Origin of the sequence: Paenibacillus allorhizoplanae (assembly GCF_927798215.1) — a bacterium.
GTDB lineage: Bacteria > Bacillota > Bacilli > Paenibacillales > NBRC-103111 > Paenibacillus_E > Paenibacillus_E allorhizoplanae.
The window spans coordinates 16938-37470 of sequence record NZ_CAKMMW010000027.1; the positions used below are offsets into that span (position 1 = coordinate 16938).

The window sequence follows — 20533 nt, forward strand, 5'->3', positions numbered from 1 at the left end:
TTATGAACCTATTCAAAAAGCTTACTCAAATTCGTCATCGCAACAATACGCCTTTGCCTAACTTTATTAATGAACCACTTTCTACAACTAACACTGTGAATCCGTCTCTACTTTCAGATGCAAACCCTGCTGCCATATCTGACCATTTGATGGACAATCTGTTGAAAGTGAAGACGATATTCAATCGCTGCAGCGACATTGTCATTCTGGAGTGGCACTACGGTCCAGAAATGAAGTACGCCGCATTCTCCGTCTATTCGGATTCACTGATTCAAAAAAAAGAGCATAATTTCTTTAAAGAATCGCTCCAGGACTTGGTTACACAAGAAGTTGGCCCAGGAACGATGGTTACTCCGGATGATATTGAGTTCTTTTTCAGCCGTCATGTCGCCTCGGCACAGAGCGCCTCATTAATTGAAGATTTAAATGAGGCAATTAACGAAGTACTACTCGGCAAGCTGATCATCTTCGTTGACCATTGGAACAAAGCCCTATGCTATAATGCGATAGGTCTTGAAACCAGACAAGTCACCGAATCGGTTACCGAACCGGTCGTACAAGGACCTCGCGAAAGCACAGTTGAAAATTTATCTAAAAATTTAGGCATGCTGCGCATTCGGTTAAAGACCCCGAATTTTAAAGTTGAAATGCCGCCAGTCACGGGTCAAACGAAAACAAGAGTTGCTTATGGTTATTTGGAGGGAACCGTTGATCCTGATATGTTAGCCGAATTCCAAAGGAGACTGACCCGTCTTCAGGGCAAGGAGATCTTAGAAACCTCGTATATTGAGGAAGCTATTGAGGATTCGTCATACTCTCCATTTCCTCAATTTCGTTACACTGAAAGACCGGATGTAGCAGTTGCATCCTTACTGGAAGGGAAAATTGTTGTGTTGGTTGAAGGGACGGGTTCCATGCTGATCTGTCCGGGTCTGTTAGTTGAACTGCTGCAATCAAGCGAAGATTATTATCAAAGAACCATCGTTGCAAGTCTTATTCGTTTATTGAGAATTGCAGCCTTATTTATTGCCGTTGGTTTGCCCAGCGTATATATTGCTTTATCCACTTTTCATCCAGAATTAATTCCGACCGTTCTCCTGCTTGCCATAATCAATTCTCGTGAAGGAATTCCATTCCCAGCTGTCTTCGAAGCATTCATTATGGAATTTTTCTTTGAACTGCTGCGGGAGGCTGGAATTCGGCTGCCGCGTCCGGTCGGTTCAGCCGTGAGTATTGTAGGAGCGCTTGTAATTGGAGAAGGGGCCATCAATGCCGGCATCGCATCACCAATTATGGTGATCACCGTTGCCCTAAGCGGAATTGCGTCCTTTGCCGTACCCCAATATAATTTGGCCATAGCACTGCGTATTTTACGGTTTCCTATCATGATATTCGCAGCTACAATGGGCATATTCGGCATATTAATGGCCTTCATGATTATTTGGCTTCACTTGGCAAATTTACGTTCATTAGGCCAGCCTTATCTAAGCTCACTCGCTCCTTTTATACCGAAACATATGAAAGATATATTCATTCGTGCGCCACTCCGTATATTAATGCGCTCACCGCGAAACCCTCATTAAGGCAGCTTTGGAAACAATCCGGCTCGCGAATCAGGAGAGAACAACCATCATGAAAAGGCAGATATGGATATTGTGCATAAGCTTATCGGCACTTTTCGTCTTGACAGGTTGCTGGGATCGAGCCGAGCTTCCTGAGAAAGGGTTTGTTATGGGGATTGCCGTGGATAAAACCGAGAATGGAAAAATTTTATTGACTACACAGGTTTTCAAGCCAACCCAAGGCATTAGTATGGTTGGCGGTAAATCAACCGAATCAGCATATACCAATGTGACCACAGTCGATGCAACGCTTCCAAGAGCCATTCGGGATATCCCTATTAATCTCGGCCGCAAAACACAGTGGAGTCATACCCGTCTGATTATTATCGGAGAAGAACTGGCTCGTGAACAGGAAATATTTAGTTTGCTCGAATTTTTTTATCGGGATCATGAGCCCCGACTGACGGTTTCCATCATGATCGCACAAGGAAGAGCGGACAAATATTTGAACATGAAACCCCTCATTGAAAATACGATTAGCCAACAATTAGTTCAAAGTGAAAAATCATCTGCATCCTCTAGCAGCAAAACAGTAAAAACCAATTTGCTGAAATTAGGTCTGCAAATGAAAAGCGAGGTCGGCAACGCAATAGTTCCCTATCTGTATCTATCCCAAGATGGAAAGACAATCACGAACATTGCTGGAGCTGCCATGCTTAGAAAGGGGAAATTTACAGGTAAAATAGCACCTTCTGACGTAGAAATGTTGCAAATGTTTCTGAACAAATATGAAAGTGGAATGATCGATATCCCCTGCCAGAATCCGTCTAAGCCCCAACAGAATTTAGAAAATATTGAAGTCCTCTCCCTCAAAAGTAAATGGCAGCCTACTGTGATGAACGAGGATTCGCTGAAAGTTCACGTAAAGGTTAACGCAGAAATCGCGATCATGGAATTGAACTGCTCCAAGGTAGAAAAGGTTGATGAAGAAAAGGAGTTTGCAAGAAGAGTGGAGGAGACGATCAAACAACGATTAGAGGGAACCATTGAGTGGTTAAAAAAAAATAAATTCGATGCCATCGGCTTGGGTAATAAAATTTACCGAAAAAATCCTTATTTATGGAAGGAATGGAAACCGACATGGGATGACCGCTTTGCAAACACGGAGTTCGACATCGCGGTTGACGTTACGATCCTAAACAGCGGAACATCCATTGGCAAGCCAGTTTTCAAAAAATAGAAGGGACAAGTAAAATGTCGGTAAAGATATTACTGCTGCTTGTGATTTACGTTGCCATTTGGATAGCGGATAGACAGAAACTTAAAAACCTGGCCAGGCGAGAGTTCTTTGCTTATTCAGCTATGCTGCTGCTTTCACTTTATCTCGGCATTAGTTATGCATTCAGCTTAAAATGGATGTTTTTGGAAGAGGCTGCTGAAGCACTCATTGGCACTCCTGCCCGCCGCATTATTGAATTGCTAACGGTTCCCTCTTAACTAATCGAAATCTGCTGCGGGGGTGCAAGTGTTGAAAGCCAAGGAACAAATTAGTTCATCACAAATGAGTGTCTTGTTTTTTTCATTCATGACAGGTTCTTCCATTGTAAATATCCCGGGACCACTCATCGGCTACGCCAAAAACGGAGCATGGATTTCCCTGTTGCTCTCTATAGCATGCGGCGCATTCTTCCTATCCTGTATACTTTATTTGTACCATAAGTTCCCAGAACTTACATTCATCGAAGCCAGCAGGTCTTTAGTCGGTAAATGGATTACGATTCTTCTAGCAATTCCCTTCATTACGTTTCAATTCCACATGACATCCGGAATTGTCCTGGATATTGGGTTATTTATGAACAGTTCCATGATGCGCCAAACCCCGTTGTCTCTATTTGTATTAATCATATTTGTTATTGTCACTCTGACCGTACGTTCAGGGATAGAATCGATCGTACGAATGCTCTTTCTTCCTATGGCGATGGTTCTCAGTTTCATCATACTCATTATAATATTGTCAAGCAGCAATTACGAGATCGATCATCTGCTCCCTATCCTACCAGAGGGTATCAAGCCAGTCATACTCGGTGCATATTTCTCATACGGCTTCCCCTATGTCGAACTTGTGCTTATGGCCATGCTTCTTCCTTATGTACGTACGGAAGATCGGCCAAATGTAAAGAAAGGCATGTATATTGCCTTGTTTATAAATGGCTTTCTATTAATCGCCGTAACACTCAGCACCATACTCGTGTTCGGTCCAATGGCAGGAGAACGAAAATATTCGATGTTTGAGGTTGCTCGCATCATAGACCTGCTTGATGTCATACAGAGAATTGAGTCCGTTATCGGCATCTCCTTAATCCTGACTTCTTTTATAAAAGCAACTATTACGCTCTTCATACTGAATTTGACGCTTTCAAAATTATTTAAGCTTCGGGACGATCGTATCTTGGTCTTTCCAATTACGTTTGTCTGCTATCTCTATTCTCTGCATCAAATTGATAATGGATCAGCCCATTGGATTTATGCGGTCTCAGTCATACATGCATTTTGGGCCACTTTTGCGTATTTGCTCCCATTGCTAGTCGTTACCGCAGCAGCACTACTAAGGAAAAAAGGTTAAATCACCATTAGTCTGTTACCGTACAATATGCCTGCCTTCATCACAGACCCGGAGAAGGCTATGAGAATCCTTAAAGCGCTTCTTTCAAATCTGTCCAGCTGGATATAAATCTTCCACTAAGCTTACACAAACCTCCAATGGAGGACATCGTTCGATTAAGATGAGGTAAAAGAAGTGCGAAGATAAGGGGCCTTCCCAAAAGTCAAAATGACTTCTGGTACAGCCCCACCTTTTTAACAAATTCGATGACGCCAAGATCCCCGATGTCATAACCTAATGCATTATTCAAAATACCTGGATCCAGCTGGACTGTTTTGCCGGAGACTCCTGTTTCCGTGACGACGCCTTCACCGTCAGGTGTTTTCATTCACGTCAAGCCGTATGCGAACGATTCTGAATAAAAATCAAACATCCTCGCCCGATTCAGATAATCGACTATAAATACAACGAGTCCACCATCGAAGTTGTCCGGATGAGATGTGCTCACTTACAATCGCGCCGTTTGCATGTATGGAATACATCATCCTTTCTTCTTCACCCTGAATGTTCAGCGGCTCTTCATTTCGTTTTCGGCTGTTTGCCCCCCTGTTTGATAATATGATCAGCCGCACGAATGGCGAACGCAACTGTGGTCAGCGTTAGATTTTCGGCCCCAATGTAAGGCAGAACACTGTTGTCGGCCACATAGAGGCCGGAGATTCCGTGGATCTGTCCATATTGATTAGCGACGGAAGTATTGGGATCGTCTCCGATTCGGCATGTGCCTGAATCATGATGCAAATCGCCGAGCGGGGTCAAGCAAATAGGCGGATTGCCGTTCTTACTAATCAGACGTACGCCCGAATCCTTGGCAATGCGCTTTATCCCTTCCGTCATTTGGTCAACGACGTTCTTATCCGTCTCACTCAAGGAGAAGTGAACCTTTATTTCAGGGACGCCGTATTCGTCTATTTTATCCGGATTCAGAGTAACACGATTTTCGTATCTCGGTTCGACTTTACCATAACCAAAGAAGTTGACCGTAGTTTCACCTGTTAATGGTCTTTCAACGCTAACTGGATACCAGTAGAAAGCTTCCGGCCCGGTCATTAGTACAGAGTATGGCTTTTCCGGTTTTTGCGGTATCATAATATTCAAAGGACCCCAAGGGATAGGGAAATCAGTCGTAGATATCACTCCCGTTGCTTGCACAAAAGTTTGATTCGTCAAGTAATGCCCCAACGCTCGGTTCTGAAATCCCGAATTCAGTAGCAAACGAGGTGTCTCAAACGTACTCGCACTCACAACAACTGTTTTGGCTTTTAGGGTATACGCTGTTTTATCTGGGGAAACGACCGTAACTCCTGTGACTCTTCCGTTATCATGAAGTATTTTCGTGGCACGTGCGTTGATCGCCAAATCGAAAGGCCTCTGATTCAGAGCTCTGGCAAGCAGGGAAATAGAACTCGTAAACATGTCCGTATGAGTCTGACCGAAAGATTGGGGTACGATATCAGCCGCAACCGGTAGAGGTGTCGCTTTAGAATAACCGCGGAGCCACAACCGCTCCAATAATATTTCGGTGAAGGACGCCCCTTCTGCAAAGGCTCCCGTGACATTCATAACCTGTTCGGCAATACCGTAGTAGCTCTCCATCTCCTGGACAGGTATAGGCCATTTCGCCAGATCCCATTCATGCAACCGAGGTGTAAACGCATACCAGAATAACGTTCTGCCTCCCAGCGCAAAAAGCTGTCTGGCTCCCGGATATTCGGGTAGAGAACCTGGGAGCGGCTTGGATAAGTAACTAAAATAGGCTACGAGGCGCTCTTGGTTCAACGTCGACAGATTTCTGGCATGCGTCGGGATCACTTGATCTCCCCGTTCAATGATACCAATCCGTTTCTTCTCCTTCTTCCATTGTTCGCACAATCGCCATAGGACAGATCCGCCGCCGGCTCCGGTACCGATGATCAGAACATCATATTCCTGTTCTGCCATCTGAGAGAGAGGCGTGAGGGGAATCCAGTTATTCAGCATTTCTGGCGGTGCGACCGCGCAAGTCGGAATGGAGCCTTTCGAGTCGGCTCTTGAAAGAATTTCATTGTTCATCTCAGTTTCGGAAGGCAGATAGACGGATTTGCCGGTGATGTCCAGATCCGGGTGCACAATGTGCGGATTGAGCAAAACTAGCTCTTCAACGGGTAACCGGTTTTTAATCGCGATAGCACTAAGTGTTTCACGGTTGTTAGAAACCCATATTCTCAACGGCATTCACTCTCCATCCGACCTGTTACTGTACTTCATGTGTTAAAGTGATAAGTACCCTACTTATACTATAATGTGAGATTGGAGCCTTTATGTATGCTTATTACTATTAACAGCTTGAATTTGGGTTGCGGTGCAAGAATTAAAAAAGATAGCAAGTACCTAATAAATTGTAATTCACTATGCCACAATCTCTTGTATGGCTGGTGAATATCCCGGGTTTTTATCCAAAGTGATCACACGAGGTATTTGATTATGTGGCGAGGATAAAGCCTTTGTAAAGAAAAGCTTGGCTGCCGTCATATCACGATTTTCAGATAACATGAAATCAATCGTGTTTCCTTTTGAATCTACTGCTCTGTAAAGATATTTCCACTGTCCTTTAACTTTAATATAGGTTTCGTCCTCATGGACCCATCTCATGATCGTTGTATGGGATATCTTTAAACCCCGCTCGTGCCCTTATTCGGCGAGAACGATTCGATAGCCTTGATCAGTCCAATCGTCCCGATGGAGATCAAGTCTTCCAAATCTTCCCCCGTATTGTCGAATTTTTTGAGGTTGTGGACTCGAAGCAACGTAAATTTGCGTTAAATCACTGATATGGCAAAAAGAGAGCTGCTGCCATATGGCAAGTTGCTCCCTAATTATTTTAACTAACGTGGTTTTTGAAGCCAGGGCAACTCTACCGCACAGTCGTTTAATTCGAATATGGCTCTCTTTCAATATCCACATAGGTCGTGCCAGCGTTAAAATCCGCTGCATAGAACTCTATTTTGCCAATGTCCGAAACAGCGTTTCGAAGTGTCCCTTGAGTCACCTTCTGGACACCATTAATATATAAATCAAATTTATCTGTGCCCGTATATATGACTAATTTCAGATCATACCAAGTGCCAGCTGTAAATGTCTGTATGGTCTGCCAGCCCCCGTTATTGTAAGCCTTGATATTGCCATTATCAAATTGTATGGTTTCGGCCAACGTGGTTCCATCACTACTATACACATAAGGCAAACACCACAGATTCGAGGTGCTATCTCTTCTGACTTTCGCTTCAACCACCACTTCGCCAGCCAGCGGGGCAAACACCTTGGACAAGGACGTCTTAGAGCCTGTCGCGGTACCTGCTTTATTTAGCAAAACACTCTTGTCAGCTGAGCTTGGAACGTCCTGTACGGTTACCGTACCTACGCTTGTGTTTACGTTCCATCCTACAGGCGCTCCTCCTGTGGACATGGAATTAAAGTTACTGGAAGTAGAATATGGCTCTCTTTCAACATCCACATAGGTCGTTCCAGCGTTAAAATCCGCTACATAGAAATCTATTTTGGCAATGTCCGAAACAGCGTTTCTAAGCGTCCCCTGCGTCACCTTCTGGACACCGTTAATATAAAGATCAAATTTATCTGTGTCCGTATTTAGGACTAATTTCAGCGTATACCAAGTGCCTGCCGTAAATGACTGTACGGTCTGCCAGCTTCCGTTGTAGTACGCCTTGATATTGCCATTATCAAATTGTATCGATTCGGCAATCGTGCCATTACTGCTATACACATAAGGCAAACACCACAGATTTGAGGTACTTTCTCTTCTGACTTTTGATTCAACCACCACTGTGCCGCTTAACGGAGCAAACGCCTTGGACAAGGACGTCATGGAGCCCGTCGCGGTACCTGTTTTATTCATCAATACACTCTTATCTGATGAGCTTGGAACGTTCTGTACAGTTACCGTACCTACACTGGTGTTTGCGTTCCAACCTAAAGGCGCTCCTCCTGTGGGCATGTTATTAAAGTTAACAGGACCGCTATTGATTGGCGTCAACAAGATATAGTCTATCGCTCCACCATAATCCGTAGAAGATGCATTTTTGCCTGTCGCGGTAAATCGGACAGGGTGCTTGCCGGCACTTAAGGTCACCGTACCCATATCTAAATCTGCAAAGTTTCCTCCGGTCCCATACTGATCAAATGATGAGCCCTGATTTATTCCGTCAATTGCCATTTGTAAGATTCCACGATTGGTGCCGGTTTTGTAGCCAATCTTCATGTTATAGGTACCTGCTTCGGCAACAGTAAAGTTATTATATTGGACATATTCGCCTACTGCCTTTAAATCAGCTTTGCTCCAATTGCTATTGCTTGCATTCATGCCCGTCAGATATTGATATTCGGCCGTGAGCGCCCGACTATTGCTTATCGTTGCGCCACCATTCAGGTTTTCAACCTCATATATCGTTGAAGCATCGCTAGTAGAAATATCGCCGTGAACTCTAACGACTGAGAAGGAATAAGGCACCAGGGAATAATTGAGTTGATTACCGGTTATACTTGCCGTCGTTGTCCCGAAGTCCACTTCATTCAGATCCGTGCTCTGGCCTAGTCCATCATTCCTGTAATTATCGTCCTTGGCATCCTTGTTACCCGACACTTTGGGCTTCAAGTAGGTAACATCAGCGGATGATGAGATGTTCGTCATTCCGTTCAACGTTATGTTCGGATTAATCGTATTCGCGCTGTTATTGATAAGCTTCAGGATCACATCACCGGTTTCATTGTCCTTGCCTGCAACGACCATAAGGTTGGTGTCACCTGATTGCCTGAAGTTCACATTATAATCCGCCAAGTTTTCCGCCCACATCTTATCTACGTGATGATAATTGCTTTTGAATACATTGGCATTATCAAAATCGATTACTCTTCTCAAATGCGTAAACGCGGACATATCCAGAATATCGCCATTTTTCTCGAATACCGTTTTGTCTTCGGCCATATCCAGCGCATCGTTGATAGTTGCATCTCTTGAATTAGAGCCATATTCGCCAATCATGACCTTTGGATATTCACGATTATAGCTATAAATAAAATCAATCCAACCAAGGCTGCCACGGGTAAAATAATAATGAGCGTCGGTTTCGTAGGCGCCTAATTGAGCGCTGAAATCATACAAGGAATGAGAGTCTCCAGACGTTACAATGAGCTTCAGTGACGGATAGGCTTGATGAACCGCATTATATACTTTTGTAATATCCGCTCTTGCATTCGCGGTGTCATACTCCTCATTTCCCAATCCCAAGTACTCGATATTAAACGGTTCGGGATGGCCCATGGCCGCACGTTTCGCTCCCCAAGTTGACGTAGAACTGCCGTTGGCGAACTCTACAAAGTCCAGCGTATCCTGTACAATCTGGTTCATTGCGGCCGAGTTGGGGTCAAGTGCACTGCTGATATGCGTGACTCCCACCGGTAGTACCGGAACGGCAACCGTGCCTAGATCTTCAATAAACTGAAGCCACTCGAACATGCCAAAACCGTTTGTTATATGTTCCCTGGGGTCCTGAGTAACCCACATGTTGGGATATTCCTTTCGTGTTTCGACAGGTCCCAATTGATCCTTCCAGTTGTATTGATAGGCAGAACTATGAATAATACAGCCGCCCGGGAAACGTATGAATTTAAGATGTAAATCCTCATAAGCTTCGCCCATATCGGTCCTCGCGCCATTCGGACGATTCTTGTAGGTTTGATCTGGGAAAAGAGATATAAAATCTAGATACACATTTCCTGTGCCATTGGCCGTTAATACCAACTTAGCATTGACATCGTTTGTGGTGGACGTAATGCTGCCTGTGTATTTCACCCAATCCCCGGTCAATGAGCTGATCGTATTACTGCCATAACTTGTGCCGGTTGCACCTTCAATAGCCAGCGTTAATGAAGAATTGAAATCGGATCCTTTCTTGGCGAAGAAAGAGTAGTTATAAGTGGTGCTTGCTTTAACGCTCATTCCAAACCAGCCTGCATTGGAGATTCCTACTCCACTTCCAGCTGCAGAAACATTTAAATGCAAATAATGGGTATTTACAGTGTTAAGCGGACTCGTGTTTTCCACTGTGATGGTTCCTGCTCCGCTGCCTCGGTTAACCTGAGTCCATCCGGTTAAAGGCGTATTATAGGGAGCCTTGTCCAGAGAGCCAAACTCGAAGGAGCGGTTAAAGACCTTTTCTGCATAAAGCCCCCCATCCACTGACAGATTTAGATCCTCGGTAAACCCGCCTACCAGAAGCTGCGAAACTTTATTTCCGGTAATGTTAGCGTTTACAGTAACATCTGCAGTAGTTGTAGCCGCATAGGCCGGTTGCACGGTCGCAAACATGCCGATTAATATGGAGGCACTCAGAAACAAGGAGGCACATCTTTTAGCTTGTTTTCTTAAAACAGTAGACATGTCATATTCAACCCCTTCGATTTGTTTATTCCGTTATCCTCGTTCTAGATTGTTCAGAGACATTCGCAAGTCAAGAACAATCGTGCTGCAATCACCACGCCCTAATTCACCTCCACTTATTCATATAAGGATACAATAAAGGCTGAGGACCGCAGATCGAATGGCGGCCCCCATCCTGAATGAAATGAACCTTGCTTATTTCTTCATTTGGTCTTGTTTGGCAATGGTCTCCCATAAATCTTTCATCATGAAACTACTGTCTTTACTGGTTTTATACCAATCGATGATGAAATCATCCATTTGTTTGCCGCCTGCTTTATCCCAAGAAGCCTGAACGTCCTTGTAGGCTTGTTCAACAGAGTATTTATCCCCGCTCAAGACGGATTTCAACCACGTATCGGTAATTTGCTTTTTGACAGTATTAAATGACGTTTGCATATCTTTTGGGAAAGACGGTATTAGCTCTTGCATAGTGATGAAACGATATTTTTTAGTCGAATCGAGATATAAGGACTCGGCTTTGTTGAACATATCCAGTCCTGCTTTTTGTTCTGGAATGTCCGGATTGAATTGATTTTGGATGAACGAACACTTGCCTAGCAGCAAACGGGAATAGGATTGTGCATAGTCGCCCGCCCAACTAATTTCTGCTTTCGTTTTATTCGGATCGATGATTTGCGGACATCCGTTTGCATCCTTCTTATAATGCGTACCTTCCAATCCGAATAGGATACTGGTACCCGTCGAGACACGATTCATAAAGTCGAGATATTTGATCGCTGCAACTGGATCTTTCGTCTTTGCATTAATCGCAGTTGTCATTTGCACTGGACTTTGTACATCCGGAATAAATTCGCCAACTGGACTTTTTGGCAGTGCGATAGGGATGACACTGGCATCTGGGACAGCCTTCTTCAAGGTTTGTATATCCGTTACTGTCGAATCAAACCAACTTCCTACAAACGTTGGATAAATGCCCAGCTTGCCATTCAGAAAGTCTTGTTTGGCTTTTGCCCCATTTTTGTCATTCACAAAGTCTTTATCGATTAGTCCCTCATCAAACAAGCGCTTTTTGAACTCTGTCGCCAATTTCGCATTTTCAAATGCACGGGTCGGTTGATCGTTCACAAGACCGTATTGCTCCACAGGATTTCCGAACATCATATCGATTGCATACTCCGAACGATAACTCAATGCCATTCCGTATGTGTCATTCTTTCCGTTACCGTCAGGGTCTTGCTCCGCAAACGCTTTGGCTACTTTATACAGATCCTCGGTCGTTTTCGGTACGTCGAGTTTTAATTTTTTCAACCAATCTTCACGGACGAAGACCGCATAACTTGGAAATGACTCCAGCACCCGTCCAACCTTGTACATTTTCCCGTCAGGACTGGTCCCGACTTTCTTCAATGCGGGATAATCCTGAAGAATCTTCTTATATTCAACGCTGTTCTTCTCGATCAGGTCGTTTAGCGGCAAAAGCTGCTTCTGATCGATGAGCGGGTTCAGTATATTCGGATCAAACTCGTTAATAATGTCAGGCGCCGAGCCCGATGCAAACAGTACATTGAATTTTTGTGCCGAATCGTTGCGCGGAATTGGCACATATTTGACATTCGCAGGGCCATTCTCGTTTATGAATTTTGTCCAACGATTATCTTCTAATGTGCCTTCTGCAGCAGGAATATTTCCACGGTCATAAACCGATACGGATATATCCCCTTTCTTAGCTGGCGCTGTTGATGCAGTTGGAGTTGATGCAGATGGCGTTGTTGAATTAGCAGAGGAACTCGGCTCTACATTAGATTTCGTACTGCATGCCGTTAGAACAATTGAAGTCGTTAATGCCATCATTAGTGATGTTGCTAACCATTTTTTCATGTTTAATAAACCCCTTTGAATGAAATTTCTTATTCGTTATTTGTTTACTTAAGCTTACCTCATCGGACCTTTGCTTGCCAGATTCTCCTTTGCAGCATCACCTCCTTTATCGCGCTCTGCTTCCCTTAACCTTTCACGGAACCAAGCATGACACCTTTGACAAAGTATTTTTGCAAAAATGGATAAACCACCAGCATCGGGGTAATCATGACGATCACGCCTGCAGCTTTAATACCTTCTTCTACCACATGAACCTGGTCGTCAGGCTGCACCATCATGGTTTGCTGAAGCACGCTTTGGCTTTGAATCATTTGTTGTACGAGAACGGTTAAGTTGTGCTTATCAGTATCGTTGATGTAAATCAGCATACTCATAAAAATATTCCAGTACGCAACACCATAGAAAAGCGTTAATGTCGCGAGAACAGGCATAGAAATGGGCAATACAACTTGAAGTAGAAGCCGTACTTCGCTGCAACCATCCATTCGTGCCGCATCGTCAATTTCAGTCGGGATGTTCTCGAAGTATGTGCGTAGAAGCAACATGTTATAGGTACTTACTAAACCCGGTAACCAAAGCGCCCAATAGGAGTTAACCAACCCTAAATTTTGGATTACCAGGAAAGTAGGGATAATTCCTCCCGTAAAGATCATCGTGAAGATCATCGAAAGCGTAAAGAAGCGTCGTGCATAAAAGTTGGGACGTGATAAGGGATATGCGGCCATAATCGTGGTGACCAAACTTAACGTAACACCTACGAACGTGATCAAAGCACTGTTGCTGAAAGATCGGATGAGCGGTGTTCCCTTGATCAAAACGTTAAACGTTTCCCAGGAGAAGCCGATAGGCCACAGATTTACTTTCCCAGTTTCGATGGCTGATGAACTACTAATGGAAAGCGCAATCAAATGAAGAAGTGGAAACAAGCTAGAGCAGGCAATTAAGGCTAATACGATATAATTTATGATGTAAAAGATTTTATCTCCATTGGATGCACGCATCTCGATTCCTCCTTTCTAAAATAGACCCTGCTGAAAGCGGCGTGCAATCCAATTGACAGAGAGCAGTAGAATTAAAGCAACGACTGATTCAAACATGCCCATTGCTGTAGTTAAGCTAAATTGCGCGCCTTGCAGTCCAACGCGATAAATATACGTGCTGATGACATCCGAAACATCGTTCACCGCAGCATTTTTCAAGACGTAAATGGGGTCAAATCCGACTTCCATCACCCGCCCCATAGAAAGAATAAAGACCAAAATGATAGTCGGCGCAATTCCGGGAATCGTAATATGAATAATCTGTTTCCCTTTATTAGCACCATCCATACTTGCTGATTCGTACAACGACGGGTCGATTGTCGTCATTGCCGCCAAATAGATGATGGCGTTAAACCCCATATCTTTCCATATCCCTGCACTAACAAAGATGGTGATCCATGATTTGATATTGTATAAGAATGGAAATGGTTCAAGTTTAAAAAGGGTCATCAAATGACTTAACCAGCTTCCTTCGATTCCAAAAATACTAAAGACGATTCCACCGACAATAATCCATGAATAAAAGTAAGGTAAATATACAAGTGTTTGAACGATCTTCTTGAACCACATTTTTCTCGCTTCGTTCAAAAGAATAGCTAATAGGATCGGAAATGGAAATCCCACGAATATATTTAGAGAGCTAAGTAGAAGTGTGTTTCGGATAATTTTTAACGAATTTGGGTCACTGAACAGCTTTTGGAACTGTTCAAATCCAACCCAAGGACTGTGAAACACCCCATCAAAAAAGTTATAATCTTTAAAAGCAATGATCAGTCCAGCCATTGGCGCGTATTTGAAAATTAAGTAAAATAAAATGACGGGTATGAACATCAGGAGCAATGGTATATTCTCCCTTAACCTCTTCATGTCGATTCCCCTTCGGTCTATTGCTTTCATATTGTTCCCTCTTTCTTTGTAGTTGCCTGCGATCCAACTGTACAACTGAAAGTAAGGTCGAACAATCGTTCATTTTCCCTCGATCAACAATATTCGCAAATAAAAAAAGAACCGTCATCCCTGGCTTTTTCACCAGTGAATCCGATCCTATTGCCATCCAAATCCTATTCATCAACAAAAATATATCAATCAACAAAATTCATCTTTATGATTTCACTTGAGCAGTCTTTCTAAAGTCTCCTGGTGTTTGACCAACCAGCTTTTTGAATGATCGAATGAACGTGTTCGGATGCAAATATCCGATTCTGACCGTAATCTCTTGTATGGAGTGTTCGGTTTGAACCAGAAGTTCTTTCGCATGTTCTGTACGAATTCGCGTCAAATAATCAATAAAATTCTCACCAATTTCTTCTTTAAACGTACGACTAATACTTTTCAGATGTACATGAAACACTTCGCTTAAATGAAGCAATGATAAATCTGGATTCTGATAATGTTCCTCCATATACAATTTAATTTTGCGAATAAGTATATGGTTGCTGCTCATCTCACGCAACGTCGCCATCGCTTCTGTTGTTTTCGTAAGAACATTTCTTAACATATCCTGTAATTCGTCCACCGTGTCCCAGTCGTCTACTACCTTTTGCAGTTTATCCTTCAAACCGTCTGCTCCCAGTTTTTGCACACCCGCTGGCAGGTCTGTAAACTCCTTATCAAGGAAAAATATCATGTAGCTCATTAGGTTGTCTAATTCCTTACGCACATATAGACCGGCTCGAATACCATCGAAAAGTTGTGCGAAACTAACCTGCCAATCTCCTTCCCCCGTTCGTAATGAAAATGCAATCGCGCGGATATATTCGAGAAGATCGAGTGACTGTTGCTTACTTTCAGGTTTAATCTGCCAATAACAGATCACACGATCCTCACCTAGTGTTGGTTTATATTGAAGTGCTTCCAACGCTTCAACGTAGGCATAATGTACAAGTTCAATACGATCGACTGCTGAACCTATGCCCATTGTAATATTAAAATCAAGGTAGGTCTTCACCCATTGCATCATGTCATTGGCTATATCACTCGCGATCTGCTCGGGCGTACTTTCAGGCGGTACTTTCTGGACCAAGTGCAGCAAAGTCAATTGATCTTTGGACGTCCACTCGGTCCATATGGTTACATTTCGGCCAAATGCGATCTCCTTTACTACGCTACACAAAACGAATTTAAGCAAATTTTGATCATGATCTGAATAAAGATTTGCGAATTTACTATATTTATTAATTTCCAGCACACTAACACATAGCGAGTCAAAATTACTTGGCATTCCGAGGCTCTCCATCTCTTGTTGCCACTCTTCGACCTTCAAGGGACGATTCCCATCCAGCCATTCGAAAAAGAAGTGTTTTCGCTTAAAAACTAAATCTTCCTCGTGCTGCTTCTGATAGGCATTTGACCTTTCCATCAAATTTACCAAGGCCGTATCGATGAACTTAAATTCGTCTTGATTGCCTTTACGGAACAGCTCGGCGCTTTTTTGCTGGGAGAATAATTGGATACGCTGTATGATCGTTTCTACTGGCTTATAGTTCCGCCTGGTAACCACAACAATCCATATCACACCAATACTAAAGAAAATCGCACAAACAAATATCCAATATTTCGATATTGCGGAGACAAGACGAAACAAATTACCATTCGCCACACTGCTGAAAATATCCCATTCGGAATAATCAGAGTGCATCTTCGTCATTAGGGAATCGTTCCCATGAATACCACCATAAATAGGCGTCCCTTCGCGGTCATAAAGGCTGAGATGATTGGAATTTTCCGTCGTCAGTGTTTGAACGAAACGGGCAACCGCTTGAATCTGCACATTAACAACGATAAGTCCGTCATTACCAGAGTTCAATGGGACATATCGCACTAAAGATACAAATTCGGTGGGTTCTCCTTGCTCCGTGTAACCTTTCCGCACATCTGTCCATTGCTGATTTAGTCCGGATTGCTTCAAAGCTTCTACAATCAATTGTTTATCATTAAATGCAGCTAGCTTGGAAACGGAGTAAGGTGTCTGCACCGTATCGTCTGACAGCCTATATAAATAGATCGAGTCGATGAGAGGCATCGTTGCCATAAGACTTTTCACTTTGACAGACGACAAATAGCCTGAATAAAATCGGTCCTCACGTAAAGCAGGATTAAAAAAAGCAGATAGCATATCATCATCGCTTGCGATCTCATTCGTAATCGTGTTATCGATCAACTTCATTTGATTGTCAATGGACTGGAGCACTTGCTTGGTGAAAATTTTATTGGATTCGACCGCGGTTTTTCGAGATAGCTCACTGAAGGCCATCAACAGGATAAACATGAGTAGAGGCACAATAAAAAGAAAAATCGTTACATAGGAAAACAGGAGACGACGAAACCAAGTCTTGTTCAGCGAGATATTTTTCATCATCGTTTACTCTCCTTTTTACAAATATTTATTATGATCAGTGTCTAATCACCCGAACCTGTTGCGGGAAATCCTCTGTCCACTGTCCATGGTTGTTTGCAAGCCGAATCATACCAGATGGGACGCGGACTTCTAGCGTAAAATGCTCCCAGTGTGCCGGAATTTTGGGCGAAAATGAAATCTCTTTCCACCCCGGTTTGGACGGTTTCAGTCCGATGATTTCCTCTATCAGCAAGGGTACCGGAGCGCTTGCCCAAGGGTGACAAAGACTCGTATTCCACTTTTGTTCTTTCCCCCACGCCTCAAAACAAGTCGTAGCGCCTTCTTTCAGCATATTTCCCCAAGAATGTCCTTCTTCGGAGCTCATTAGCTCGTAAATCAACGTATGCTCTCCAACTCTCGCCAAAGCTTTTAGAACAAAATAGGAAAAGTACACGCCGCACGAAAATCTTTTCTCGCGAATTTGATCTACAATCGATGGAACGGATTCCTTCGGAGCCAGATCAAACAGCAAGGGCAGTACATTGGCATGGAGCGAGTGATGTCTGCTTCCCTCCGCATCTGTAAATAAAAGGCAAGTCGGATCATAAAAAACTTCGAGGAAGCGTTTTCTTAACCGCGGAAGATCCTCCTCATAAGAAATACCTAGCAAATCACGTATCTCATTCACTGCTTGGATGCAGCCAAGATAAAACGCATTAACCACGGTATGGCAACCAGGACCTATCGGCTTCGATAGCTCAAAATCGTATTCATCGCGCAGCTCCATCGGCCAATCAACCAAATTCCATTTATCGGTGATTTCGTGTAATAATCCGTCACCTCGATCGTAGGCTTGAAAATGACGGAGCAGTTGCTCCGCATAAGGATACATATCCCGCAAAAAGGTCAGATCTCCGCTGAAACAATAATATTCCAGCAGCTGTAGGGGCCATTGAAGTGAAAAGTCAGCAATCTCCTGCATAAAATTCCCTGGAACTACTGACATGAGACCTGGGCACGTAGAGGAACTAAGTGCAAATTGCTCAATTGCTTTCTTGTACAATCGCAGATCACCGCTGAGGAGCATGTGAGCATGCCCGATCACTGTATTATCGCCTAAGTATTGTCCTTTCTCACGGGTTGGACAGGAGTCTATCGCAATCCCCGGATAGCGTCCAGCGCTCTTGATACGTACAGTTGCAGCGCATGTTAAATCTGACCGTTTGTCCATCCGCTTCCAGTTCTTCCCCGCAGCGGATTTCGATCACCTCACCAGCTACCCCTTCTGCATCCATCGTAAACTGGCCAGTGATTTCCTCTCCAAAATCAATCCAGTAATGGCCGGGAGCCATTCTTACTACGCTATGCGGCTTCTTCTCATAAACCGATAAAACCGGTGTCGGCTGCTCCACGAGCGTATAGTCCGCTTGATCATTCGTGTGGACGGGAAGCCAAGCGGAATCATCAAAGGAAAGCTCATTCCAGCCTTGCTCCGACTTTCTGGCATCGATATGTTCAGCAAATTGAGTCAAATAGCCCAAAGTCTCCCCTTTCATGTATTCTTCTGCGCGTTTAGCTCGCCAAGTCTCATCGGTTTTCACGAGAACACGGTCGCCCGTTGTCAGCTCAGCGATAAGCCCCTGCCTATAATCGCCGCTGTTATATGCCCGATTAACTAGCCCTTGGTAATACACGTGGACAGCGATGACATTGTTCCCCGCTTGGAGAAAGGAACCGACCTCGATCCGATTGTAATAGTAGTGGCTGGCATCGTTTTGAGCTGGTCCCTGAGCAACAAAACGGCCGTTCAGGTACAGCTTGTAGTAGTCGTCTGCTGTGATGTCTATATAAGGATAAGGCTTCCATATCAATAGACGCCAGATTAAAAGTGGTCCTTGTAAGCCAATGATGATGCTGCAAATCCTCGTGATGCATCTCCGATTCAGCTACATTCATCTCTTTGTGAAATAAATCTAATGGTTCCATAGATCTAAATGGGGTATCCGTTATCCAACGTGCTTGCCAATGCTTAGACAAATCTTATCGCTCCCCTAAAGTGAATTTGTATATTTCGTTTAACAGAAGAAAAAAATCATACTTTCCAACTGTACAACTAAAAAGTGGGTAGAACAATAATTCATTTTCCCTCAATCAACAATATTCTCGCATAAATAAAGAAAGAGCGCCTCTGTACGATGGAAGTACGCTACATATGCCAATTCGCTGGATGCGAAGAAGGGCTTCACCCACACCTACTGTCGGTTCCTCTACCTCAACATATATGAATTGCTCGATTTGTTCACATACGATTGCTTTCATATTTTTAAACATCCTGTAATTAAAAGCATTCCTAAATATATGTTTTTTCGTTATATTCTGCTCTCCCGCTAATCCATGAACGATTTTGAATGGGTTCCAAAATTGCAAGTACCTCTTGTAGAAGCTCAGGGTCAAATGGTTCGTCTGTCCATTGAATGTTTTTGCGAATGTTATCCGGATTCGCAGTGCTGACCAACGTTGTAGGTATACGCTCATTTGCCGTCGCAAACTGTATTGCAAGCTTCGCAATGTCAGTCCCTTTCGTCGCACAATGTTCAGCAGTATGCTTACATAATCGCTGAATTTCGGCAGAAGCCGGATGCCAGTCCGCTGCCGGTCTCGTGCTTAGTAGCCCCATAGCTAAAGGTGAAGCATTCACTAAACCCACACCGTGTTGCTCAAGCAGTGGTACCACTTCCAACAAGGATGTATCATTCAGCGCATAATGGCAGTAGGACAAAACGGAATCTATTTCCTTGTGAGCCAGTGCCTTCTCAAAACGGACATCGGTAACCCTGATACCCCAAAATAACGGATTTTTCCAGATTCTTTTAATTCATCTAACGCTGGGAATGCCCCTTCGAGAACTTCATGGAACGGTGCAAACTCTATATCATGTAGGTATAAAATATCGATATAATCCGTTTGAAGCCGCTTCAAACTTTCCTCCACGCTTCGAAGGATCCTCGCTTTTGAAAAATCGAATTCTTCTGCTCCATTTCTTCCTGCCTTCGTTGACAGAATAATGCGATCTCGATCGATTTACCCAATTGCTTTACCTAACACTGTCTCCGCTTTCGTTAGTCCATTATACGGGGACACGTCAATTAAATTAATACCCAAATCAATAGCCTCATGAACCGTTCGTATACAATCTGACTCGTTTGTCTCTCGAAATACTGAGCCAAGCGAGGACGCTCCATAACTTAGAATGGAAACATCCAGTTCGGTTTTGCCTAATCTACGATATTTCATAATTTATAGAACTCCCTTCATCACCTATTTGATATCGCTTCCTTCATTTTAGCATCATTTAAATGTTATAAAATATCGATATCAAGAAAAAACATACGTTTTTTTGATATTAATGATATATTGAAAATGAAGAAATGTTATAACACTTTTTTGAGTATCGCAGAAGTGACATTTACTTTATCGATCACACTAAACTAAAGCAGAGCGACTTGTTTTTCGCTCCTGAAAACATATTCATTAGCAAACGCCTGATGATAAATTTAACATTGACGTACACTGTGATTTACTTCTCTCCATTTATTACAAGTGCCCCCACTATGA

At 43.4% G+C, this 20533-nt stretch carries 14 protein-coding genes and 3 pseudogenes; 4 read left to right on the forward strand and 13 right to left on the reverse strand.

Annotation, left to right across the window (positions count from 1 at the left end):
• Positions 1–2 precede the first annotated feature (2 nt).
• From L6I86_RS29870 to L6I86_RS29885, 4 genes are read left to right on the forward strand one after another with little or no spacing between them, the layout of a single operon-like run.
• Positions 3–1583: a spore germination protein gene (locus L6I86_RS29870; protein ID WP_338113459.1), complete on the forward strand. Its 1581-nt coding sequence runs from the start codon at positions 3–5 to the stop codon at positions 1581–1583.
• A gap of 49 nt (positions 1584–1632) precedes the next feature.
• Positions 1633–2802, forward strand: a complete 1170-nt coding sequence (locus L6I86_RS29875; RefSeq protein WP_236292122.1) for a Ger(x)C family spore germination protein — start codon at positions 1633–1635, stop codon at positions 2800–2802.
• Positions 2803–2816: 14 nt separating this feature from the next.
• Positions 2817–3059, forward strand: coding sequence for a hypothetical protein (locus tag L6I86_RS29880; protein ID WP_236292124.1), 243 nt, complete (start codon positions 2817–2819; stop codon positions 3057–3059).
• 31 nt (positions 3060–3090) lie between these two features.
• On the forward strand, positions 3091–4185 hold the full coding sequence (locus L6I86_RS29885; protein WP_236292126.1) for a GerAB/ArcD/ProY family transporter: 1095 nt from the start codon (positions 3091–3093) through the stop codon (positions 4183–4185).
• A 202-nt stretch (positions 4186–4387) separates the two neighbouring features.
• Here L6I86_RS29885 and L6I86_RS29890 read toward each other — a convergent pair whose 3' ends face one another.
• The 13 genes and pseudogenes from L6I86_RS29890 to L6I86_RS29950 form a co-directional block, all read right to left on the reverse strand.
• On the reverse strand, positions 4388–4552 hold the full coding sequence (locus tag L6I86_RS29890; RefSeq protein ID WP_236292128.1) for a hypothetical protein: 165 nt from the start codon (positions 4550–4552) through the stop codon (positions 4388–4390).
• A gap of 191 nt (positions 4553–4743) precedes the next feature.
• A complete protein-coding gene (locus L6I86_RS29895) occupies positions 4744–6432 on the reverse strand; it encodes a GMC oxidoreductase (RefSeq protein ID WP_420851951.1) in 1689 nt (562 codons plus the stop codon).
• Between the two features lie 189 nt (positions 6433–6621).
• Positions 6622–6888: pseudogene (locus L6I86_RS29900) on the reverse strand (DDE-type integrase/transposase/recombinase); the annotation flags it as partial.
• Positions 6888–7010 (reverse strand): annotated as a pseudogene (locus L6I86_RS29905) (sigma factor); the annotation flags it as partial. The pseudogenes L6I86_RS29900 and L6I86_RS29905, both read right to left, overlap by 1 nt.
• A gap of 122 nt (positions 7011–7132) precedes the next feature.
• Entirely contained in the window at positions 7133–10660 is a 3528-nt protein-coding gene (locus L6I86_RS29910) for a carbohydrate-binding domain-containing protein (RefSeq protein ID WP_236292132.1), read from the reverse strand.
• 195 nt (positions 10661–10855) lie between these two features.
• Positions 10856–12541, reverse strand: coding sequence for an extracellular solute-binding protein (locus L6I86_RS29915; RefSeq protein WP_236292134.1), 1686 nt, complete (start codon positions 12539–12541; stop codon positions 10856–10858).
• A 125-nt stretch (positions 12542–12666) separates the two neighbouring features.
• Positions 12667–13542, reverse strand: a complete 876-nt coding sequence (locus L6I86_RS29920; protein WP_236292136.1) for a carbohydrate ABC transporter permease — start codon at positions 13540–13542, stop codon at positions 12667–12669.
• Between the two features lie 15 nt (positions 13543–13557).
• On the reverse strand, positions 13558–14448 hold the full coding sequence (locus L6I86_RS29925) for an ABC transporter permease (protein WP_082595219.1): 891 nt from the start codon (positions 14446–14448) through the stop codon (positions 13558–13560).
• A 235-nt stretch (positions 14449–14683) separates the two neighbouring features.
• Positions 14684–16939, reverse strand: a complete 2256-nt coding sequence (locus L6I86_RS29930) for a helix-turn-helix domain-containing protein (RefSeq protein ID WP_236292139.1) — start codon at positions 16937–16939, stop codon at positions 14684–14686.
• A gap of 34 nt (positions 16940–16973) precedes the next feature.
• Positions 16974–18149: an alpha-L-rhamnosidase-related protein gene (locus tag L6I86_RS29935; RefSeq protein ID WP_236292141.1), complete on the reverse strand. Its 1176-nt coding sequence runs from the start codon at positions 18147–18149 to the stop codon at positions 16974–16976.
• A complete protein-coding gene (locus L6I86_RS29940) occupies positions 18052–18789 on the reverse strand; it encodes a family 78 glycoside hydrolase catalytic domain (RefSeq protein WP_236292142.1) in 738 nt (245 codons plus the stop codon). Before L6I86_RS29940 ends, L6I86_RS29935 begins: the two co-directional genes overlap by 98 nt.
• A 280-nt stretch (positions 18790–19069) precedes the next feature.
• The gene (locus L6I86_RS29945; protein WP_236292150.1) at positions 19070–19237 is read right to left on the reverse strand and encodes a hypothetical protein; all 168 of its coding nucleotides are present in this window, start codon (positions 19235–19237) and stop codon (positions 19070–19072) included.
• Between the two features lie 31 nt (positions 19238–19268).
• Positions 19269–20212: pseudogene (locus L6I86_RS29950) on the reverse strand (aldo/keto reductase).
• Between the last annotated feature and the right edge of the window lie 321 nt (positions 20213–20533).